At 64.1% G+C, this 17756-nt stretch carries 21 protein-coding genes; 8 read left to right on the top strand and 13 right to left on the bottom strand.

What is annotated here, in order from left to right:
• Window positions 1-1443: 1443 nt before the first annotated feature.
• From ACZ0AE_RS11980 to ACZ0AE_RS11970, 3 genes are all read right to left on the bottom strand, one after another.
• Window positions 1444-1791, bottom strand: coding sequence for a hypothetical protein (locus ACZ0AE_RS11980; protein WP_463601228.1), 348 nt, complete (start codon window positions 1789-1791; stop codon window positions 1444-1446).
• 18 nt (window positions 1792-1809) lie between these two features.
• Window positions 1810-2004: a hypothetical protein gene (locus ACZ0AE_RS11975; protein WP_463601227.1), complete on the bottom strand. Its 195-nt coding sequence runs from the start codon at window positions 2002-2004 to the stop codon at window positions 1810-1812.
• Window positions 2005-2082: 78 nt separating this feature from the next.
• The gene (locus ACZ0AE_RS11970) at window positions 2083-2514 is read right to left on the bottom strand and encodes a hypothetical protein (RefSeq protein WP_463601226.1); all 432 of its coding nucleotides are present in this window, start codon (window positions 2512-2514) and stop codon (window positions 2083-2085) included.
• A gap of 192 nt (window positions 2515-2706) precedes the next feature.
• Between ACZ0AE_RS11970 and ACZ0AE_RS11965 the strand changes: the two genes are divergently transcribed.
• The gene (locus ACZ0AE_RS11965; RefSeq protein WP_463601225.1) at window positions 2707-2919 is read left to right on the top strand and encodes a hypothetical protein; all 213 of its coding nucleotides are present in this window, start codon (window positions 2707-2709) and stop codon (window positions 2917-2919) included.
• A 21-nt stretch (window positions 2920-2940) separates the two neighbouring features.
• Here ACZ0AE_RS11965 and ACZ0AE_RS11960 read toward each other — a convergent pair whose 3' ends face one another.
• Window positions 2941-3906 carry an AraC family transcriptional regulator gene (locus ACZ0AE_RS11960; protein WP_463601224.1) on the bottom strand — a complete coding sequence of 322 codons (966 nt, stop codon included), beginning with the start codon at window positions 3904-3906 and terminating at the stop codon, window positions 2941-2943.
• Window positions 3907-4010: 104 nt separating this feature from the next.
• Here ACZ0AE_RS11960 and ACZ0AE_RS11955 point away from each other — a divergent pair, with 104 nt between their 5' ends.
• Complete coding sequence (locus ACZ0AE_RS11955; protein ID WP_463601223.1) at window positions 4011-5255, top strand: MFS transporter; 1245 nt, start codon at window positions 4011-4013, stop codon at window positions 5253-5255.
• Between the two features lie 156 nt (window positions 5256-5411).
• Window positions 5412-6095 carry a thermonuclease family protein gene (locus ACZ0AE_RS11950; protein ID WP_463602092.1) on the top strand — a complete coding sequence of 228 codons (684 nt, stop codon included), beginning with the start codon at window positions 5412-5414 and terminating at the stop codon, window positions 6093-6095.
• Window positions 6096-6100: 5 nt separating this feature from the next.
• On the opposite strand, the gene ACZ0AE_RS11945 is transcribed toward ACZ0AE_RS11950, so the two are convergent.
• Genes ACZ0AE_RS11945 through ACZ0AE_RS11930 form a run of 4 tightly spaced genes read right to left on the bottom strand, consistent with a single transcriptional unit; the run spans window position 6101 to window position 9824 of the window.
• On the bottom strand, window positions 6101-6463 hold the full coding sequence (locus ACZ0AE_RS11945) for a hypothetical protein (protein ID WP_463601222.1): 363 nt from the start codon (window positions 6461-6463) through the stop codon (window positions 6101-6103).
• 54 nt (window positions 6464-6517) lie between these two features.
• Window positions 6518-6643 (bottom strand): hypothetical protein, encoded by a 126-nt coding sequence (locus tag ACZ0AE_RS11940; protein ID WP_256774474.1) that lies wholly within the window; start codon window positions 6641-6643, stop codon window positions 6518-6520.
• The gene (locus tag ACZ0AE_RS11935) at window positions 6640-7770 is read right to left on the bottom strand and encodes a PepSY-associated TM helix domain-containing protein (protein WP_463601221.1); all 1131 of its coding nucleotides are present in this window, start codon (window positions 7768-7770) and stop codon (window positions 6640-6642) included. The genes ACZ0AE_RS11940 and ACZ0AE_RS11935 overlap by 4 nt, the downstream gene beginning before the upstream one ends.
• Before the next feature lie 8 nt (window positions 7771-7778).
• Window positions 7779-9824, bottom strand: a complete 2046-nt coding sequence (locus ACZ0AE_RS11930) for a TonB-dependent siderophore receptor (RefSeq protein ID WP_463601220.1) — start codon at window positions 9822-9824, stop codon at window positions 7779-7781.
• Between the two features lie 288 nt (window positions 9825-10112).
• On the opposite strand from ACZ0AE_RS11930, the gene ACZ0AE_RS11925 reads away from it, so the two are divergent.
• From ACZ0AE_RS11925 to ACZ0AE_RS11905, 5 genes are all read left to right on the top strand, one after another.
• Window positions 10113-10415, top strand: a complete 303-nt coding sequence (locus tag ACZ0AE_RS11925) for a type II toxin-antitoxin system HigB family toxin (protein ID WP_463601219.1) — start codon at window positions 10113-10115, stop codon at window positions 10413-10415.
• A gap of 1 nt (window position 10416) precedes the next feature.
• Window positions 10417-10776, top strand: a complete 360-nt coding sequence (locus ACZ0AE_RS11920) for a helix-turn-helix domain-containing protein (RefSeq protein WP_038687770.1) — start codon at window positions 10417-10419, stop codon at window positions 10774-10776.
• Between the two features lie 375 nt (window positions 10777-11151).
• Window positions 11152-11451, top strand: coding sequence for a SymE family type I addiction module toxin (locus ACZ0AE_RS11915; protein ID WP_463601218.1), 300 nt, complete (start codon window positions 11152-11154; stop codon window positions 11449-11451).
• Window positions 11452-11538: 87 nt separating this feature from the next.
• Window positions 11539-11778, top strand: coding sequence for a hypothetical protein (locus tag ACZ0AE_RS11910; RefSeq protein ID WP_428712567.1), 240 nt, complete (start codon window positions 11539-11541; stop codon window positions 11776-11778).
• 140 nt (window positions 11779-11918) lie between these two features.
• Window positions 11919-12248 (top strand): helix-turn-helix domain-containing protein, encoded by a 330-nt coding sequence (locus ACZ0AE_RS11905; RefSeq protein ID WP_258317329.1) that lies wholly within the window; start codon window positions 11919-11921, stop codon window positions 12246-12248.
• 53 nt (window positions 12249-12301) lie between these two features.
• Here ACZ0AE_RS11905 and ACZ0AE_RS11900 read toward each other — a convergent pair whose 3' ends face one another.
• From ACZ0AE_RS11900 to ACZ0AE_RS11880, 5 genes are all read right to left on the bottom strand, one after another.
• Complete coding sequence (locus tag ACZ0AE_RS11900; protein WP_463601217.1) at window positions 12302-13129, bottom strand: hypothetical protein; 828 nt, start codon at window positions 13127-13129, stop codon at window positions 12302-12304.
• 579 nt (window positions 13130-13708) lie between these two features.
• Window positions 13709-14710: an NADP-dependent oxidoreductase gene (locus ACZ0AE_RS11895; RefSeq protein WP_463601216.1), complete on the bottom strand. Its 1002-nt coding sequence runs from the start codon at window positions 14708-14710 to the stop codon at window positions 13709-13711.
• 62 nt (window positions 14711-14772) lie between these two features.
• Window positions 14773-15636, bottom strand: coding sequence for an alpha/beta fold hydrolase (locus ACZ0AE_RS11890; protein WP_463601215.1), 864 nt, complete (start codon window positions 15634-15636; stop codon window positions 14773-14775).
• 26 nt (window positions 15637-15662) lie between these two features.
• Window positions 15663-16451 (bottom strand): SDR family NAD(P)-dependent oxidoreductase, encoded by a 789-nt coding sequence (locus ACZ0AE_RS11885; RefSeq protein ID WP_463601214.1) that lies wholly within the window; start codon window positions 16449-16451, stop codon window positions 15663-15665.
• Window positions 16452-16510: 59 nt separating this feature from the next.
• Window positions 16511-17608: an alkene reductase gene (locus ACZ0AE_RS11880; protein ID WP_463601213.1), complete on the bottom strand. Its 1098-nt coding sequence runs from the start codon at window positions 17606-17608 to the stop codon at window positions 16511-16513.
• Window positions 17609-17756 lie beyond the last annotated feature (148 nt).

Raw genomic sequence — 17756 nt, 5'->3', positions numbered from 1 at the left:
ACTCGGGATGTAAATCATGAGGGCGCTGAGCAATTGGCTGGCGATGTGGAGCTGTGTGTCGTGGTGCATAGAGCCTTCCTTTTCGTTAGTGGACGGCCCCATCCAAGCACCCATACCCATAGTCGCCAAATTAGAAATGAGAGAAATTTCACATATCTGAACTTCCAATTCGACCTTAGATCTCGCCCTTAGATGTATCTCCGCACCCGCTGCCATCAGGGGCCTCAGTTGGCTAGTTTGCTAGCCGACCGCTCCTCCATCGGGGGAGGTCTGGTCACCCGGGGAAGCAGTACCAACCGTACCCAGGACTGGCTATGATCGAGGAAACATCCAAAGGAAACCTGCCAAACGGGCTTTCTGCAACGGAAAGAACTGGCTAGATCCGTGGTGATCCGATCCCACTCTCTCTGCCAAACTCTTCTAAATCATTGCTTTTAAAGTAAATTAACTGAGTTGGATGGTTTGGAAGGCAGGAGGAATGTCGAGGGAACACTCGCATGCGCATCCCCCATCGTCTGAGACGCACATCGGCCAGTCGCTGGTCGTTTTTCCAGCGCGTCCCTACTGACCTTCAGGCCGTGCTCGACTGCCGGCTGATCAAACGAACCCTTCGTCACTGGTCGGGCTTTGTCGGACGGCGGATCAGGAAGTGCGGGCCGTATCTTTGGTCACGAAATTCTTCACGCGACATACTCCAGAGTTGGGGTGCCAAATGGAGGTTGGACCAATGGCGCGTATAACATGCAGCATCAGGAACCTTTCAATGATGCTTCCGATGCAATCAAATGGCGCATGCCCGTGGAGCATTCCGTTGCGCGTAGGATGGCTTATTCTCCTCATTGCGTTTGCTGTGTGCGTCTCAGGGTGCAGCTCCTCGAGCCCACTAAAGAAGGAGCCGAGGTCATTCACTCGACAGCTAGGCATGCCCAGCTGTCGAGCATCTGTTCCGCTGCTTCCAAGTGACGCCTTGGATATAGGGCGTCGCTGGCAGCTTTATCCAAATCTCGAAGAAGATCCAAAGTGGACAAGCATGATCGCTGGCATGCAGCATGGCGACGAACTTCGTTCGCTCTACTGTACGTCTGGTCACGCCTATTTCTACGTGGTTATCCGGAATGGAAAGGTCATAGCCAAGTATGTTCTCCCAATGCTGGACTGATTTAGTCGGGATAGAGGAGAAAGGTGGCAGATTTTTTTTGAGCTACTCTTCAGGGCGTAGATTTTTTGCACCCAAGGAAGGAGGTGAAAGATGCCCAGGAAATGCGCCTGCCGAACACAGCTCTGGGCATCCAAGACTGGCCATGGTCGAAGAAACATCCGGGTCTCCACTCTGCGCAGACTCCAGCGCGTAGCGCTCACCATCCGAAAATTCCCACCCTACACCTCACGCTCAGATACGGCCCAGCCTGGTCTGAGGCAGCCTGTGCTGAGTTCCTGAGCGCCTCACCTGACGAATTGGTGCGCGTACTTGATCACATGGTCAGGAAACAACGCTTCATAAAAAGCGGTGGGAATGCCGAGGATGCTGATCTCGATGCAATCAGGCAGAAGGTCTTCAGTGAAGTCCAGAATGGCGATTGCCATGGATGGAACAACCAAGCCTGCTTCGGTTTTCACTGAAAGGGTCAAGCCGGACTGGTCGACGTGATTTGTGCGGCACTCGTTTTGAATGGCGAGATACCCAGGGGTTGGCTCGAACTGGCCGAAAGCAACGCCCATGGGAGGATCGCCACTCTCCAGCGACGAGTAGCCAACCAACATCATTCCGCTATAGATCGAGAATCGCGCCATCTGATCGCCAGCCTGGATTCACTTGGCCCCAAGTGATGCCTGAAGCGCTGCAGCCAACGCGGCGTCACCGTTGACCAACTCCGTCCACTGCAGCTCCAACCCTTTCCTCCGCCCTTTCAGCACGAGCTTGAGCCCGCTCGGGTCGATCGTCAGTGTGTACGTGTCGTCGCCGACCTGTAGTTCTCTACGGATCGCTTTGTCGAGAGGCGTCATTTCCAGCTCCTGCTTAAAGGGTTGGACGGAGAAGGAAGACGCTGGCGCTGCAGAACGCCTGCGCCCTTGCAGCCGCAATCAGCCCGGGTAGGTCGGGAATCGCTCGCCGGGGTGCCGCTTCTTCCACTCGGTATGGGCGACGGTGCCTTCCCAGGCGAGGAAGGCTGCTGGCGGGCGTCCTCGTCCCGACCACGTCTCACCACTGAAGGGCAGCCAGAACCGGGGCGGCAGGTCTTCCTTTGGAGCCTTGGGTGCCTTGGGAACCTTGGGAACCTTGGCCTGTTTAGGTGGCTTCGGATTGGCGCTCGCGCCGATCGCTTCGCGGATCCTGCGCTGCTGCGCTGGGCTGAAATCCTCGAAGTAGGCGCTCAGGAGCAGATTGACGCGCTTGTAGGCTTCCTTGGTCGCGGCACTGAGAAGTGCCTTGTCCGTTGCTGTTCCCGACGGGATCGCGCCGGCAGGGAGGTCCAGCAGCGACGCGGAGGGATTGTTCGAGGTCTTGCGGGGCATGGGGGTCGGGATCTGTGCAGAGCTGGCGCCCAAGATACCAAATGGCTGGACGATCACGTCAGGCGGCCTCACCGACTGGACCGCAAGCTGCGGGGCATCGGCAAACCGTTTCTGCTCGGGCGACAGGACGATAGTCAGCCGGCGTTGCCTCCGTATCGCGCCATGCGACGCCCCGTATTCACCATGGACCCCATGACGAAAGCAGACATCGGAAAGGCGCGCTGGGCGCGCGCACGGGCGGCTTCGCTGTGGCAGCAGGCCGACGCACTGGACCTGCAGCGCGGTGGCGACTGGCGGGCGAGGGCGAGTCGACGCGCTGCCGCCGATCGCCTTCGAACAGAGGCGGCGCGCTTCGATGGGATCGCCAACCGGCTGCAGCCCGTTGACGACGCTCAGGCGGCTTGAGCGACTGCCCCCAAACGGCCCCTATGGCGAAGCCAAGGCGCGCCCGCGCCGAGTCGCCCCAGGAGAGTGCCCCATCACGCGCTTGTAGGCGCGACTGAACGCTGCCTGTGACGCGTAGCCCAGGCGCTCTGCCACGACCTCGATGGACAGGCTTTGGTGGGACAGCCATTGACTCGCCAACTGCATGCGCAGCTCCGTCACGTACCGCAGGGGCGCGGTTCCTATGACGGTCTGGAACCGGTCTGCAAAGACAGAACGTGAGATGTTGGATTCTGCAGCCAGCGCTTCGACGGTCCAGTCACGCCCAGGATCCCTGTGCAGGGCAAGCAACGACAGTGATAGACGGGGGTCGCGCAGGGCCATGACCAAGCCGGATGCGCCGTCGCAACCGCGCTCCACCCAGTCACGGACGATCATGGCGGCAACGGCATCCGCGAGCCGGGCGAGGATGCCTGCAAAGCCAATACGTCCGGAGCACACCTCGCGCTTCATCGCGTCGACCATCGGCAACAGCCCAGGAAACTGAGTGCCGTTGCCATCGGCCAACATCACCGCTGGCATCACCTTGCTCAACCCTTGCATGCCACCCAGATCGACCACCATGCATCCGTGGAAGAGCACGGCGCTTGGCACGGCATGCGTGCTCGGGCATGTGTCTATCCCGCTCACCGTGTCACCCAGTGGGGCGGCGTCTATCGTTTCCAGGCACTGGACGGGATGGTCCTCGCCCGACACCAACGCATGGCCTTCTCCGCGGGGAAGAAGCGCGACGTCCCCAGCGGAGAGAAGGTGTTGGCTGCCGTCTGCGCCACGAAGAATCGCGGTGCCCACGGCCAGGTAATGGAAGTAGGCATGCCCTGGCTTCGGCGGAAATCCAAGCCCAAAGGTCGGCCCGGTCTGAATGCGTCGGTATTGAACGCCATGCAGCCGCATGCCGGTCAGCAGCTCGCTGATCAGGTCGGTGGGCTGGGGTGGAGTGTGGCTCATTGAGACGACCCGGGGTTTCGATCAAAAAGACAGGTTGGACAATCATAGATCATCCTGGCATGGCTCCCTAGACTCTCGGCTGCACGAATGCACTGGGATCTTTGATGAGCAATAACGTAGTGGATGCCGTAGGCGCGCCTGATTCTGTGACCCGGGAGAGCGGGGAGCCGTCTTCGTCGGCATGGGTGGCCGTGTTTTCGCTGGCCATGGGTGTCTTCGGGCTACTCACGGCCGAGTACCTGCCTGCCAGCCTGTTGACGCCGATGGCGGCGGACCTGGGGGTGTCGGAGGCGCTGGCCGGTCAAGCCGTGACGGTCACTGCGGTTGTGGCACTGTTCGCTGGCCTGCTGGTGCCTCGGCTGACCCGGTCGATAGACAGGCGCCTGGTGCTGTTGAGTTTCACGGGTCTGATGATCCTCTCCAACGCCTTCGTGGCGTTGTCGTCCAGCATGGGCGTCCTGCTGGTGATGCGCGTCCTTCTGGGCGTCGCGCTGGGCGGTTTCTGGAGCATGGCAGCGGCCGTGGCCATGCGGTTGGTGCCGCCACAGCGCGTGCCTCGCGCGCTGTCCATCATCTTCAGCGGCATTGCGGTCGGCACGGTGGTGTCCGTTCCGTTGGGGAGCTACCTCGGCGGGCTGCTGGGCTGGCGCAGCGCCTTTTGGGCGGCGACGGCGGTAGGTGGACTCACGTTTGCGTTCCAGTGGTTCACGCTGCCCCGAATGGCCCCGCGCAAGGCGGCGCTCCCGGAGTCGGTGGTGGGGCTCCTGCGCCGGCCAGGCGTTGCGGTGGGCATGCTGGGCTGCGTTCTGGCGCACACCGGTCAGTACGCGCTCTTCACCTATATCCGCCCGACGCTGGAAAGCCTGGGGCAGATGAGCGCCGATGGCCTGGCACTGATTCTGCTCGGATTCGGTGTGGCGAACTTCGTTGGCACACTACTGGCCGGCTGGCTCATGGAGCGCAGTTTGAAAGTCACGTTGGTGATCATGCCGGCCCTGGTGGGCGTAGCCGCGCTCGGCATGCTCCTGTTGCCGGTGGGCGTTGGCGGGCTGGCGATCCTGGTCGCGCTCTGGGGCCTGGCCTTCGGCGGCGTGCCCGTTGCCTGGTCGAGTTGGGTCGCACGTGCGGTGCCCGATCAGGCCGAGAGTGCCGGTGGGATGGTGGTCGCTGCTGTGCAGTCCTCCATCGCCGCGGGGGCCGCCTTGGGTGGCCTGGTGTTCGGGCTGGGGGGCATCGTTGCCGTCCTCACCGTTGCTGCGGTGGTGATGCTGCTGGCCAGCGTGCTCATTGCGCTTCGGGTCAGGGTGAGCTCGGCGACGTTGTCGGCAGGCCCGGCGTTTCATATTTAGCCCACCGCCGCCCTTGAGTGGCCGGGCGATCGCCAAGCACGCCCTGGAGGGACTCTCGATGTGGTCGGCGTCTTTTTTCGACTTCCGCTAAAGTGCTCGACCATGTTTTGAACTGGCGCTCGCTCCCGAGCATGCGCATAGAGGACGTCGTTGTTGATGGTGTTGAAAGGTCTGGTGGTTTTGCTTTTGGTTTCTGCTTCGGTTCCGGGTGTGGCAGCAGAGCTGGTCGGCCGCGCGACGGTCACGGATGGGGACACCCTCACCGTGGCCAAGCAGCGCATCCGCCTATGGGGCATAGATGCGCCGGAAAGCGCGCAGCAATGCACCACCAACAATGGGCGCGCTTGGCCCTGTGGCCGGCGGTCCGCGGCCGCGCTGGACGGCTATCTGCTGGACCAGACCGTTCGTTGCCAACGCAAGGACACGGACCGCTACGGCAGGGTGGTGGCGGAGTGCTTTGTTCAAGGAACGTCGGTCAATCGGTGGATGGTGCGCGCCGGTTGGGCGGTCGCGTACCGCCAGTACGCCACGGCATTCATCGCAGACGAAGCCGACGCGCGCCAGCACCAACGGAACCTCTGGCAGGGGCCGTTTCAGATGCCGGCTGACTTCCGTCGCAGCAAGCGTGACCAGGCGGTACGACACGCCCCGGTGGCCGCGCAGCCGGCGCCGGGCGGATGCCGCATCAAGGGCAACATCTCCGGCCAGGGCAAGAAGATCTACCACGTGCCCGGCCAGCGGGACTACGAGCGCACGAGCATCGACCTGAGCCGCGGCGAGCGCATGTTCTGCAGCCCGGGGGATGCACTGCGAGCAGGGTGGCAGCCGGCGAAGCGCTGAGCTTTTCAAGCCTTCCCATTCAGGCGGCGACGCAGCGCGCCCGCCGCTCCCGCGACAGCCATCGCAGGCAACGCCAGCACCAGGGCATATACCAGCCCGGCCAGCAGCAACGGGCCAAAGCCCGACACCACGGCCACCACCGGCACCTGCAGCACCATGAGCAACAGTCCCCACAGCCACGCCCGCCGGGGAAAACAGGCGCCTAGAATGGCGGCGATGCCCAGTGCGATGGGATAGACGACGGTCCAGAACACAGGCGCATCCCAAGGCTCGCCCCCCGGTGTCCGCCAGGCCACCAGTACCCAGAACACCACGCCGACCTTCAGCGTGACAGCACTTGCTGCAAGAAGATTTCCCGTCGCCTGCATCGTTGTTCTCCCGCACGAACATGCAGGATGCCATTGTTCAACGGCTGAGTACTGCTACTTCATGGCCTCAAGCGGCACCAGCGACGCCCACACCAGCAGCAGGGCCAGCCACAGCCAGCGCCAGCGACCCATGCCGTGCCACGCCGCGCGCCAAGGTCCGGGTAGCTTTTCATGACTCATGTCTGCCGCCTTTTAGCCGCTGATCGCAGCGAATCCACTGTGCGAAGTCCGTAGAGATACACGCCGGTGAAGCACAGCCCGGTCAGCAGCGTGCCGGCCAGCAACCAGAGCAGTCGGATGGGCCAACCGCCGAAGCTGCCGAAGTGCAGGGGATCGGCCATTTCGGCGATGCGCTGATGGACCCCCAGCGCACGGCCGTCGTGCATGCCGATCACCTGCCCGGTGCGCAGATCCACGGCGATGTTGTTGGCCCGCTCCCGCACCAGCCAGGCGTCGGCCTCCCCCAGGAAGAGGATGCTCCCGCCATCGCGTGCGGGGATGGCGCCGAGGATGTCGAGGCGGGGCCAGTGCTGGCGAACGGTCTGCACCGCGGCGTCCACAGCCGCCGGATCTACGGCGGCAGCGCGGTCATCGCCTTTGGCCAGTCGCATGGTCGGCGCGGCCGGTGCATCGCCGCCGAGGGATTCGATCAGGTACCACGCCCCGGTCACCCCGATCAGCAGCAGAAACCACAGTGACCACACCCCGGCCAAGCGATGGACATCGCCCCACAAGCGGCGCGGTCGTGAGGGGTCGGGCCGTTTGAAGAAACCGCGCCACCACTTCTTGTAGATGTACAGACTGCTCAACAGCGACAGCAGCAACGGGATGGACAGCGCCGCCACCAGGGGCACGCCCCAGGCCACCGGCAGCATCAGGTGGCGGTGGGTGTTGCGCAGCAGACGCTGCGTATTGAACCAGCCCGTGTCGCCGGTCACCTGTGCGGTGTAGGGGTTGATCCAGACAAAACGTCGCTTGCCATCGGGCAGGCGCATCTGCGCGCGCGCCGCGAACAGGCGCGTGTGGCCGGCGGAGATGCCCTCCAGCTCCCAGTCCGGATGTGCCGTCTGCGCGGCATGGATGACCGGCCCCCAGCCGGCGTGCTCACCCCCATCGGCCACGCGCATGGGGGCGTGCAGCAGCCAGTCGATCTCCTGCGAGAACACCGCCAGCGTGCCGGTGAGGCAGACGAAGCCCATGAACAGGCAGAGCTTCAGACCCAGCCAACTGTGCAGGTCGAACCACAGCCGGCGCCCACTCGCGCTGCGTGCAGGGCGGTTGGGGGGCGCTGGCGTAGGCTGGCGCATGGGCGGGCTCAGAAGGCGTACGCCGCTTGCACGTATACGCGGCGTGGCTCACCCGGGAAGTGGCCGGTGCGCTCGGTGAAGCCACTGGCCGCATAGACCTTGTCGAACAGGTTTTTGACGTTGGCCTGGAACTGCCACTGCTGCCACTGCGTCTTCCAGCTCATGTCGAACACGGTGTACGGCTTGACCCGTTGGCCATCCAGGCTGACGCGCTCATCCACGTAGTCGGCGCCGAAGCCGATGGCGGAGTTGATCGCCGGCAGGTCGTAGCGCGTCCACAGGCCGAGCTTGTTCTGCGGCGCATTGGCGAAGCGGTCGCCGGAGGCATTGGTGATGCCGTTGCTGCCGGCATCCTTCACCCGCGCATCGTTGTAGGCGTAGGTCAGGTTGAGCACCCAGCGTTCGGTGACATCGGCCAGCAGATCCAGCTCCATGCCCGTACTGCGCACCAGGCCCAGGGCGGCGAGCTGGTTGACGCCGTCCACGATCTCGCCGGTGGCCTGCACGATATTGCTGCGGTCGATCCGGTACGCGGCCAGGTTCAGGGTGACGCGCTCGGCCAGCAGGGATTTCAACCCGACTTCCCATTGTTTGCTGCGCTCGGCATCGAACGGGCCGCCCGCCTCGGCGCTCTGGTTGGCCGCGCTCTGGGGCATGAAGCCGCTGGCGATGTTGGCGTAGACATTGACGCCTTCCCGCACGGTATACGTGCTGCCCAGCCGCCAGCTGATGTCGTTGCCGTCCACGCTGGTGCCGGCAATGCGGTCATCGTCCTTGAAGCCATCCCAGCGCAGTCCGGCCAGCACATGCCAGCGCGAGGTCAACGTCAGTTCGTCCTGCAGGTAGCCGCCATAGCGCTTGCTGCGCGTGCTCGTGCTACGCCAGGGCAGGGCGGCCAGGTTGTAGTCGCGCCACGAACTTGCGCCATACACCGGGTTGAACAGGTCGATGCCCGGCACCGGGCCGGCACCCCGCGCCAGATCCGCGCTGTTGGCCGTCTGCGCGGTGAAGTCGGCATCCTGCTGGTACACATCGGCGCCGAACAGCACCTTGTGCGCGATGCTGCCGGTGCTGACGCGCCACACGGCGTTGCCGTTGGCGGTGAATGCATCGTTGTCGCGGATCTGGTTGCGCAGCTGGCGGGTCATCCATTCCGGCACGCCGTCGCGGTTGCGGTCGATCAGCCCCATCGGCTCGTGGTAGATCTGATGCTCGTTGTTCTCGAACCAGCGTGCACCCACATCCACGTCCAGGTTGGTGCTGGGCGAGAAGTGGTATTGCGCCAGCGCAACCTTGGCCCGCATGTCGAGAAAGTCGGTGGCTTCGTTGTGGTTCCAGCGACGGTCGGTGAGAAAACTGCCGTTGTCGTCCACCGGCACGCCACGCAGGCGGTTGCCGCCCAGGTTCTGGGTGATGTCGGTGAACTGCAGGGTCAACTCGCCGGTGTCGCCCACGTCGAAGGCCAGCGACGCATCACCGATCACGCTTTCGCTGTCCGCGTTCCAGCGCACGCCCTGTTCGGTGTCGCCATACAGCCCGGCGCGGTAGCGCACGCTGCCCGCGGTGTTCAGCGGCCCGGTGGCCTCGATCGACGCCGCCCGGAAATCGTTGTTGCCGGCCTGCAGTTCGATGCGGCGCTCGGGTGTGGCTTTGGGCTTGCGCGTCACGTAGTTGATGACGCCCCCGGCATCACCGCCGCCATACAGGGCGCCGGCCGGTCCCTTCAGCACTTCCACGCGCTCGATGTTGAACAGCTGCGGCACCGAAAAGCCGGCATAGGGGTCGCCGCGCAGGCCGTCATACAGCACGTTCTCCTGGCGGAAGCCGCGCAGGGTCACGCCGGCATAGCTGAAGAAACTGATGCCGCTGATGCTGCGGTACAGGTCGGTGATCTGGCGGGCCGCCTGGTCTTCAATCAACTCACGCGGCACCACCTGGATGGACTGCGGCACCAGCGCCAGCGGCGTGTCCGTCCGCGTGCCCACCGTGGCGTCGTCCACCCGGTAGAGGGTCTGGGCGCGCCCGAGCACCTGCACTGCGTCGAGCTGCTGCACATCGGGGGAGGAGGGGGAGCGGCGTGGGCCGAAAGGCAGCCCAGGGTCAGGGACAGGCCCAGGGCAGAGCGGCGAAGCGACGGGCGGGTCATCGGGGGCGGGGAGGGGGGGTAGGTGCGAATGAGAAAGGTTAACATGTAGGGTGGTTGGGTGTTGGCGGATGGGTCTGAGATCCGGCCTGCTTCGCACCAACCGTCCTGCCGCCTCTCGGCTGAGCTGGCGCCATAACCCGCCTTGCGCAGTGGTCGATCGTCTTGACAAGTCCCAAAATGGGACTATGATTGCGGCATGAGGGTCATCGCCGTTGCCAAGCTCAGGGACTATTGGGAGGCGAACCCGCCGGCCGAGCAGCCCTTGAAGGCGTGGCATGACGAGGCGAAGGCGGCCACGTGGAAGTCGCCGCAGGACATCAAGAACGCCTACCGGAATGCAAGCTTCGTTGCCAATAACCGAGTGGTGTTCAACATCAAGGGCAACGACCACCGTCTGATCGTGGCGGTCGCTTACCGAGTAGGCATTGTCTACGTGAAGTTTATCGGCACGCACGCCGAATACGATCAGATAGATGCCGCAACCATAGAGGTTGACTGAGATGAACATCTCCCCCATTCGCACCCCTGCTGATTACAAGGCTGCACTGAAGTCGATCTCCAAGCTTGTGGAGGCTGACCCCGCGCCTGATAGCCCGGAAGGCGAGTACCTGGACGTGATGGCCACGCTCATCCAGGCGTATGAAGCCAAGCAGTTCCCCATAGATGCGCCGGATCCGATCCAGGCCATCAAGTTCAGGATGGAGCAAGCCGGGCTTGAGCCGAAAGATCTTGCAGCATCGATTGGCAAGCCAAACCGCGTGTATGAAGTCCTTAACGGAAAGCGCGGCTTGTCCATAGAGATGATTCGCAACCTGCACAAGAACCTTGGGATTCCCGCAGAGAGTTTGATTGGTGCCTGATACGCTAAACCCCGCTTCGGCGGGGTTTTCTTCAGGTTCATCGCGCATTGGCGTGGAGGCTCGTTGGACCAACGGTGCCTTTTGGACTGTCTTTGCGCCGGAGCGTGTGCATGCTCATTCTCCAGTCGGCGTAGAGGCAATGAACCAAATTTCACGGTTCAAAAGAAACAAGCAATTTCCTATCCTCTGCATCAACGCGCATGGTGTGTACCGGAGACTAGAAACTCCCCACACAGATCAAGCATGTGCACTCCTACGTCGGGAGGGTGGCTAATACAACACCCTCGTGGGAATACGCCCGCCGTCTGTGTGCGGTTTCTAGCCTCCCGACACCCTCGCCATCCCGGCGAGGGCGATCCTTACAGGAGGCCCAACATGCACAGGTCCTGGGTGAGCCCGCCCGAATTCGTCCCGCCCAAGCGCAGGCCTTACGCCCGACCAGCCCCCACCTGCAAAGTGGGCGCGCAGCACTACCCAACTCGCGAGGAGTACGGCAGCGATGAGGTCATTCCCTACGTGCGCCTTCGCGGCCGCTGGCTCGACAAGCTCGGCTTCGACGTGGGCGCACGCCTGAAGATTGACACCAGCCCCGGCTGCATCACCCTCACGGTGGTGGAGCGCCCCGTGGTGGTGCCCAAGAAGATCCCCAGGAAGCTGCAGCGCACCGCCGGCTGATCGGGACGTGCCGCCAGCAGGCGGGCACAGCACGGCACTGCCGTGCGGATTGCATCCTATTTCACTATCCAGCAGTAGGAGGAACTCATGAACGAGAGTGTCTTCATGCAGGTAACGATGGACGCCGGCTTACGCGCCAGCTTCCAGCAGGCGGCCGCACGCGAGCGTCGCCCGGCGACACAGGTGCTGCAAGCGTTGATGCGGGAGTATGTGGCGCGTCATTCGGGGGCAGGGGAGGCGCTGGACGCTGCGGGCGCAGACCAGGATCTGGACGAGATGGCGCACCGGCAGCAGGGGTGGCACTGCTGTCCGTTTGGCACGGGGTGAACGCGGCACCGTCGCAAAGGTGTCGGGGGCAGGGGAATTACGAGGCAATGCGCTGGCTTATGTGACGCATCTGGCCTTGCTGTTCCGCGTACGCTGAACGTAATTTACGTTCAGCGTAGCGCTGGGTCATGCTTGTTTGCATGACCCGCACACCTACGTCCATCCGCTCTGTGTTTGCCCGCCGCCTTCGCGCGTGTCGGCTTGAGCAGGGCCTGACTCAACGCGCGTTGGGGGTGCTTGTGGGATTGCCAGAAGATGTTGCGGGCGTTCGCATCAACCGGTACGAGCGGGCCGTGCACAGTTGCGATATCGAGACAGCGCAGAAGATTGCGCGTGCCTTGGGCGTTTCCGTTGCCTATCTGTTTGCGGAAACGGACCAGCTTGCCGAGCTCATTGATGAGTTCGGCAAGCTGTCCGGAAAGGCGCAGGACGCGTTGCTTCTGGAAGTGCGGCGCAAGGCGACCAGATAGCGCGCGCCTGCCCAGATCTGGCATCGCTGCCCCCGCGCCCACAACTGCATTGATCAACCCATACCCGTTGATCGGAGCTGGGCGGTCAGCAGGCGCGTCAGGCTGCGTCGCGCGAAATATCCCTGCAGTTGCCTGGCCTTGATGGTCGTTGCCCTCAGTCGAGGGCGGCCATCGGTACGGTGGTCGATCCGGTAGCAGCGCGACGCCCCGCACAGCTCTGCCTGGCTCGCAGTGACCGTCACCACGGTCACCTCCAGACTGGTGAAGTCTGCATCAGAGGCGATCTCCGGATTCTCCTTGCTGGCGCGCTCGATAAGGGTGCGGAACCGGCCCAGGTCTCGTTCGCCGCCACTGGTGAGCGAGCCGACGTTGGTCGCACGGCGGACATCGTCGTCGTCGCCAGGAACATCCTGGCTCCAGCGCTCGGTGCGTTCGGGTATGACCGCGCGAACGACCTTGCCATCCGGCTCAATCAGGTCGATGACCACGTCAAGCAGATACACCGGTTCCAATCCCAGATTGGTCACGAAGCAATGCGCGTCCAGGTCCTTGCCGGCGCCTGAGGTGATCAGAATGGACGGTCGCTGCTGACGGCGGTAGCTGCGCAGGAAAAAGCTCAGGTAAACCACCCAGATCAACGCCGTCACGCAGGTCATGGCGGCGGTTATCAGCGGGGCGAAATGAAGCAGGTTCTGAAGCACGATGGGCTGGATTCCGTAGGGTCGACGCAGGGACATGCGTTCGCTGCCATGATCGCCATTGAAACGCTTGGATCCTGTGAAACGCCCGGCGGCGATCGCGGAGGAGAACAGTGCGTGGCTACGGAATGGGGATCGCCCGCAACGCAGGCGGCCCACGGGCAGTGGCAGGCCAATGGCCAAGCGGCAGTCAAGGGACCGCGAGAGAGGGGCCTTGATTCAACGTCCCGAAAACGTATCAGCCACTGAGGCCTGGATCACTGCGGCGGTGCATCCGGGGACGCAGGGCCGGCAGCCGACCGTTGCGAAAACTCCACGAAACGCGCCGCCGAGATCGCCTGACGGCTTCCGCACGCTGGGCACTCCAGCACCGCGCCTCCGCCCGGTATGTTCACGAGGCTCGGCGGGGCAGCGGCAGTGGTGACGTGATGGCAGGAAAGACATTCGGCCTGGACACTGAGCACCCTGGGCTCCTCGTCAGAGTCCGGCCGACCTGGTTGCACGTTCACTTCAAACAGATAGAACCGCCCTGTATTTGGCATGCTCACGCGTTCGCATTGAGGGCCCATGGGGTGACGGCGCGGGCCTGGGTCTGGATTTCATCATAGGCCGCCGCGACGGCCGGAGCCAGAGCGCCAGTGCCCCCGCCTGGCTTTGCCGGGGCCGGAGGGGCAGGGAGGGGCGTGAGAAGAGAGCCGCGATCGTCGGCCCCCTTATCGGCATTCACTCGCTGGATGGCACGTGCAGTGGAAGGCAAGCCAACTACGGCAGCTCCACCACCACTTTCCCCTTCGCCCGCCCACTCTCCACATACGCCAGCGCGCCTTGCGTCTCCTCGAACGGAAACACCCGGTCAATGACCGGTGCGATCGCACCAGACTCAACAAGCGATGCGATGGTGCCCAGTTGCGCCCCATCGGCCCGCATGAAGACGAAGGTATACGTCACCCCCTTCTGCTTGGCCTTGGTGCGGATGCCACGGCTGAGCAGGCGCATGACCTGCTTGAGCGGCCAGGCCAACCCGCGCGCGGTCGCAAAGGTGGGCGTGGGCGGGCCCGAGATGGAGATGAGATGGCCACCCGGCTTGAGGATCTGCAGCGAGCGCTCCAGTTCATCCTTGCCCAGGCTGTTGAGCACCACATCGTAGTCGCGCAGTGCCGTGGCGAAATCCTGCTGCCTGTAATCGATGACCACGTCCGCGCCCAGGTCCTTTACCCACGCCACGTTGGGGGTGCTCGTGGTGGTGGCAACGAACGCGCCAAGGTGTTTGGCCAGCTGGATCGCCACGGTGCCGACGCCGCCGGAGCCGGCCTGGATGAAGACCTTCTGCCCAGGCTTCAGCTGGGCGGTTTCGACCAGGGCCTGCCACGCAGTCAGCGCGACCAGCGGCAGCGAGGCGGCCTCCACCATGGTGAGGTTGTGGGGCTTGAGTGCCACGGATGCGGCGCTGACGGCGATGAACTCGGCGAACGTCCCGATGCGATCATCGTCGGGGCGCGCATATACCTCGTCGCCCGGTTTGAACTGGGAAACCCCGGCGCCAACACGCTCCACCGTGCCGGCCAGGTCGTTGCCCAGAATGAGCGGCAGGCGATACGGCAGGATCACCTTGAACTCGCCCCGCCGGATCTTCGTGTCCAGCGCGTTGACGCTGGCCGCATGCACGCGGATGAGCACATCGTCGTCGCGCAGCGCCGGCGCTGGCACGTCATCGATATGGCCCGTTTCCTTCTTGCCGTACCGGTCGATGAGGAAGGCTTTCATGGGCGGTGTGTCTCTGGTTGGGTGATGCCGCGCGGTTGCGCGGCCGGTAGGAAGTGCGTGCGTCAGCTGCTGAGGAACGCTAGCGCTTCGGCAACGAACTCGGCGTGATACTGGAATATTCCGCCATGACCGGCGTCGTCGTAGATGACCAACGTCGCATTGGGGATACGGTGGGCCAGGTCGGCGCTGTTGGGCGTGGGGACCATGATGTCGCTGTCGCCATTGGCAATCAGTACCGGGATCCGGATGCCGCTCAGGTCCTGGGGCGCTTGTCTGCCCCAGGCGGTGATGGCCTTCAGCTGCCGCAGGAATGCGCCGGGCGAGGCAGGCCTGTCGCGATCGCTCGTGCGCTCCTTCAACCGATGCAGGAAATCGTTGGCCGCCTGCCGACCGCGAACGCTGGTGGTGAAGAACAGGTAGTACTTGGGATCGCGCCGCGTCAGCAGGCCCTTGGCGATCAATGGCCAGGACACCCGGCCAACCCGGTCGATGCCGCGGCCACCTGCAGGCCCGGTTCCGGTCAGGATGAGCCTGCGTACCAGGTCGGGCGCGTCCAGCACGACCTGCTGGGCGACGAAACCGCCCAGCGAGAAGCCGAGCAGATCGACGCGCCCCACGCCCATCGCGCGGATCAGCGCGATGGTGTCCTGGGCCATCTCCGCGACGGTCAACGGTGCTGTGCCACCTGATCTCCCAATGCCCCGGTAGTCGATGGCGATGACGCGATGCTTGCTGGCCAGGCCGTCCACGATGCGCGGGTCGACGTTATCGAGCACCGCGCCCCAGTGGTTGAGCATGACAAGCGGGACGCCCGTTGGCGGGCCAACTTCGCGGTAGGCGAACGCAGTACCGCCAACGTCGAGCAACCGGGTCGCGGCGTTCTGGAAGGCGGTGCCCGATGCGGGGCGGGTGTCGGAAATCGTCATGGTCGACCACCTCTATCGTCGATGCTTCAACCGGCGCTGCGATAGCGCTCTGCGGCCTGCGCCTGCCGGACGTCCGAGAGCAGGCCTTGGCGCGATGCCTCCAGCGTGTCCCAGCGTGCGGCCACATGCAGCGGCGGAATGGTCACGGTTTCGCGACGATCAAAGCCGACCAGGGCGGCATCGACCAGCTCGCCGACATCCATCACTTCCGGCAACGTGTTGATGTCGATGCCGGCACGCTCCCAGATCTCGGTGCGCGTGGCGGCAGGCAGCACGGCCTGCACGTAGACGCCCTTGGGCGACAGCTCCAGGCTGAGCCCCTGCGACAGGAACAGCACAAAGGCTTTGGTCGCACCGTAGACGGACATGCCGAGCTCGGGCGCCAGGCCCACCACCGAGCCGATGTTGACGATGGCGCCTTCGCCGGCGTCGGCCAGGCGGGGTGCAACGGCCGCGGCCAGGCGCGTCAGGGCGAGAGTGTTCAGCGTCACCAGCTGATCGATGCTGTCGGCCGATTGCGCGGTGAAGCCACCGGACTGGGCGATGCCCGCGTTGTTGATCAGGATGCCGATGCGCGCATCGTCGCGCAGGCGGGTTTCCACGTTGGCCAGATCGTTGTTCTGTGTGAGGTCGGCCGGCAGGACGTCTACGGCGACCCCGGTGTCCTGGCGCAGGCGGGCGGCCAGCGTGTCCAGGCGCGTCTTGTCGCGCGCGACCAGTACCAGGTCGTGGCCGCGGCGTGCGAAGCGTTCGGCGTAAACGGTGCCGATGCCGCTGGAGGCGCCGGTGATGAGGACGGTGGGAAGCAGGCTCATGGTGTGTCTCTTGGAATGGGGTGGGCGAGAAGGGGTGCAGCGCGACGCTGTTGAACGGATTACTGCGGCGTCGGATCGGTCAATGCGGGGTAGTCGGTGTAGCCCTCCGCGCCGCCGCCGTACAACGTGGCGGGGTTCAATGCGTTCAAGGGCGCGCGGGTCTGCAGGCGTTCCACCAGATCGGGATTGCTGATGAAGGCACGGCCAAACGCGATGAGGTCTGCCTTGCCTTCGCCAAGGTGTGCGCTGGCCAGGTCCAGGTCGTAGCCGTTGTTGGCCAGGTAGGTGCCCTTGAAACGGCCGCGCAGCCCATCGAAGTCGAAGGGCGCCACGTCACGTGGGCCGCCCGTCGCGCCTTCAACCACATGCAGGTAAACGATGCCCAGCGCGCTGAGCTGGTCGACGATGTAGTCGTACTGCGGCTGCGGGTCGCTGACCGTGGCGATGGCGTTGGCCGGCGACACGGGCGAGATGCGCACGCCGGTGCGATCCGCGCCGATCTCCTGCGCCACGGCGGCGGTGACCTCCAGCAGCAGGCGCGCGCGGTTCTCGATGGAGCCGCCGTAGGCGTCGGTGCGCTGGTTGGCGCCGTCCTTGATGAACTGTTCGAGCAGGTAGCCGTTGGCACCGTGGATTTCCACGCCGTCAAAACCGGCGGCGATGGCATTGGCGGCGGCCTGGCGGAAGTCATTGACGATGGCCGGCAGCTCGTCGATCGCCAATGCACGCGGTTCGGACACATCGACAAAGCCGTTGTGGACGAAGGTCTTGGTCTGCGCGCGGATGGCCGAGGCGGAGACGGGTGCGGCATTGCCGGGCTGCAGATCCACGTGCGAGATGCGGCCCACGTGCCACAGCTGCACGAAGATGCGCCCGCCGCGGGCATGCACGGCATCGGTGACCGCGCGCCAGCCGTCGATCTGGACCTGGGTGTAGAGCCCCGGCGTGTCCTGGTAGCCCTGGGCCTGGGCCGAGATCTGGGTGGCCTCGGTGATGATCAGGCCGGCCGAGGCGCGCTGGGCGTAGTAGGTGGCGGCCAGCGGGCTGGGCACCAGACCGGTGCCGGCGCGGTTGCGCGTCAGCGGGGCCATCACGATGCGGTTGGCCAGCGTTATCGGGCCTAGGGGGTAGGGCTGGAAGAGCGTCGGGGTCGTCATGGGGTGTGGGGTCGTGATCGTTGAGGGGGCGTTGCGGAGGGCGAAGCCCGCTCCGGGGTAGGGGTGACACAATGATGATGACCGTAATCTTAGATGTCAATGGTTTGATGATGTACGTAATCTAAGTGTGGTAAAGTGCCGTACTTCC

Source organism: Stenotrophomonas sp. AC248 (assembly GCF_979258185.1).
Note: the sequence above shows the minus strand (reverse complement) of the source record. Positions and strands in the feature narration are given on the sequence as shown.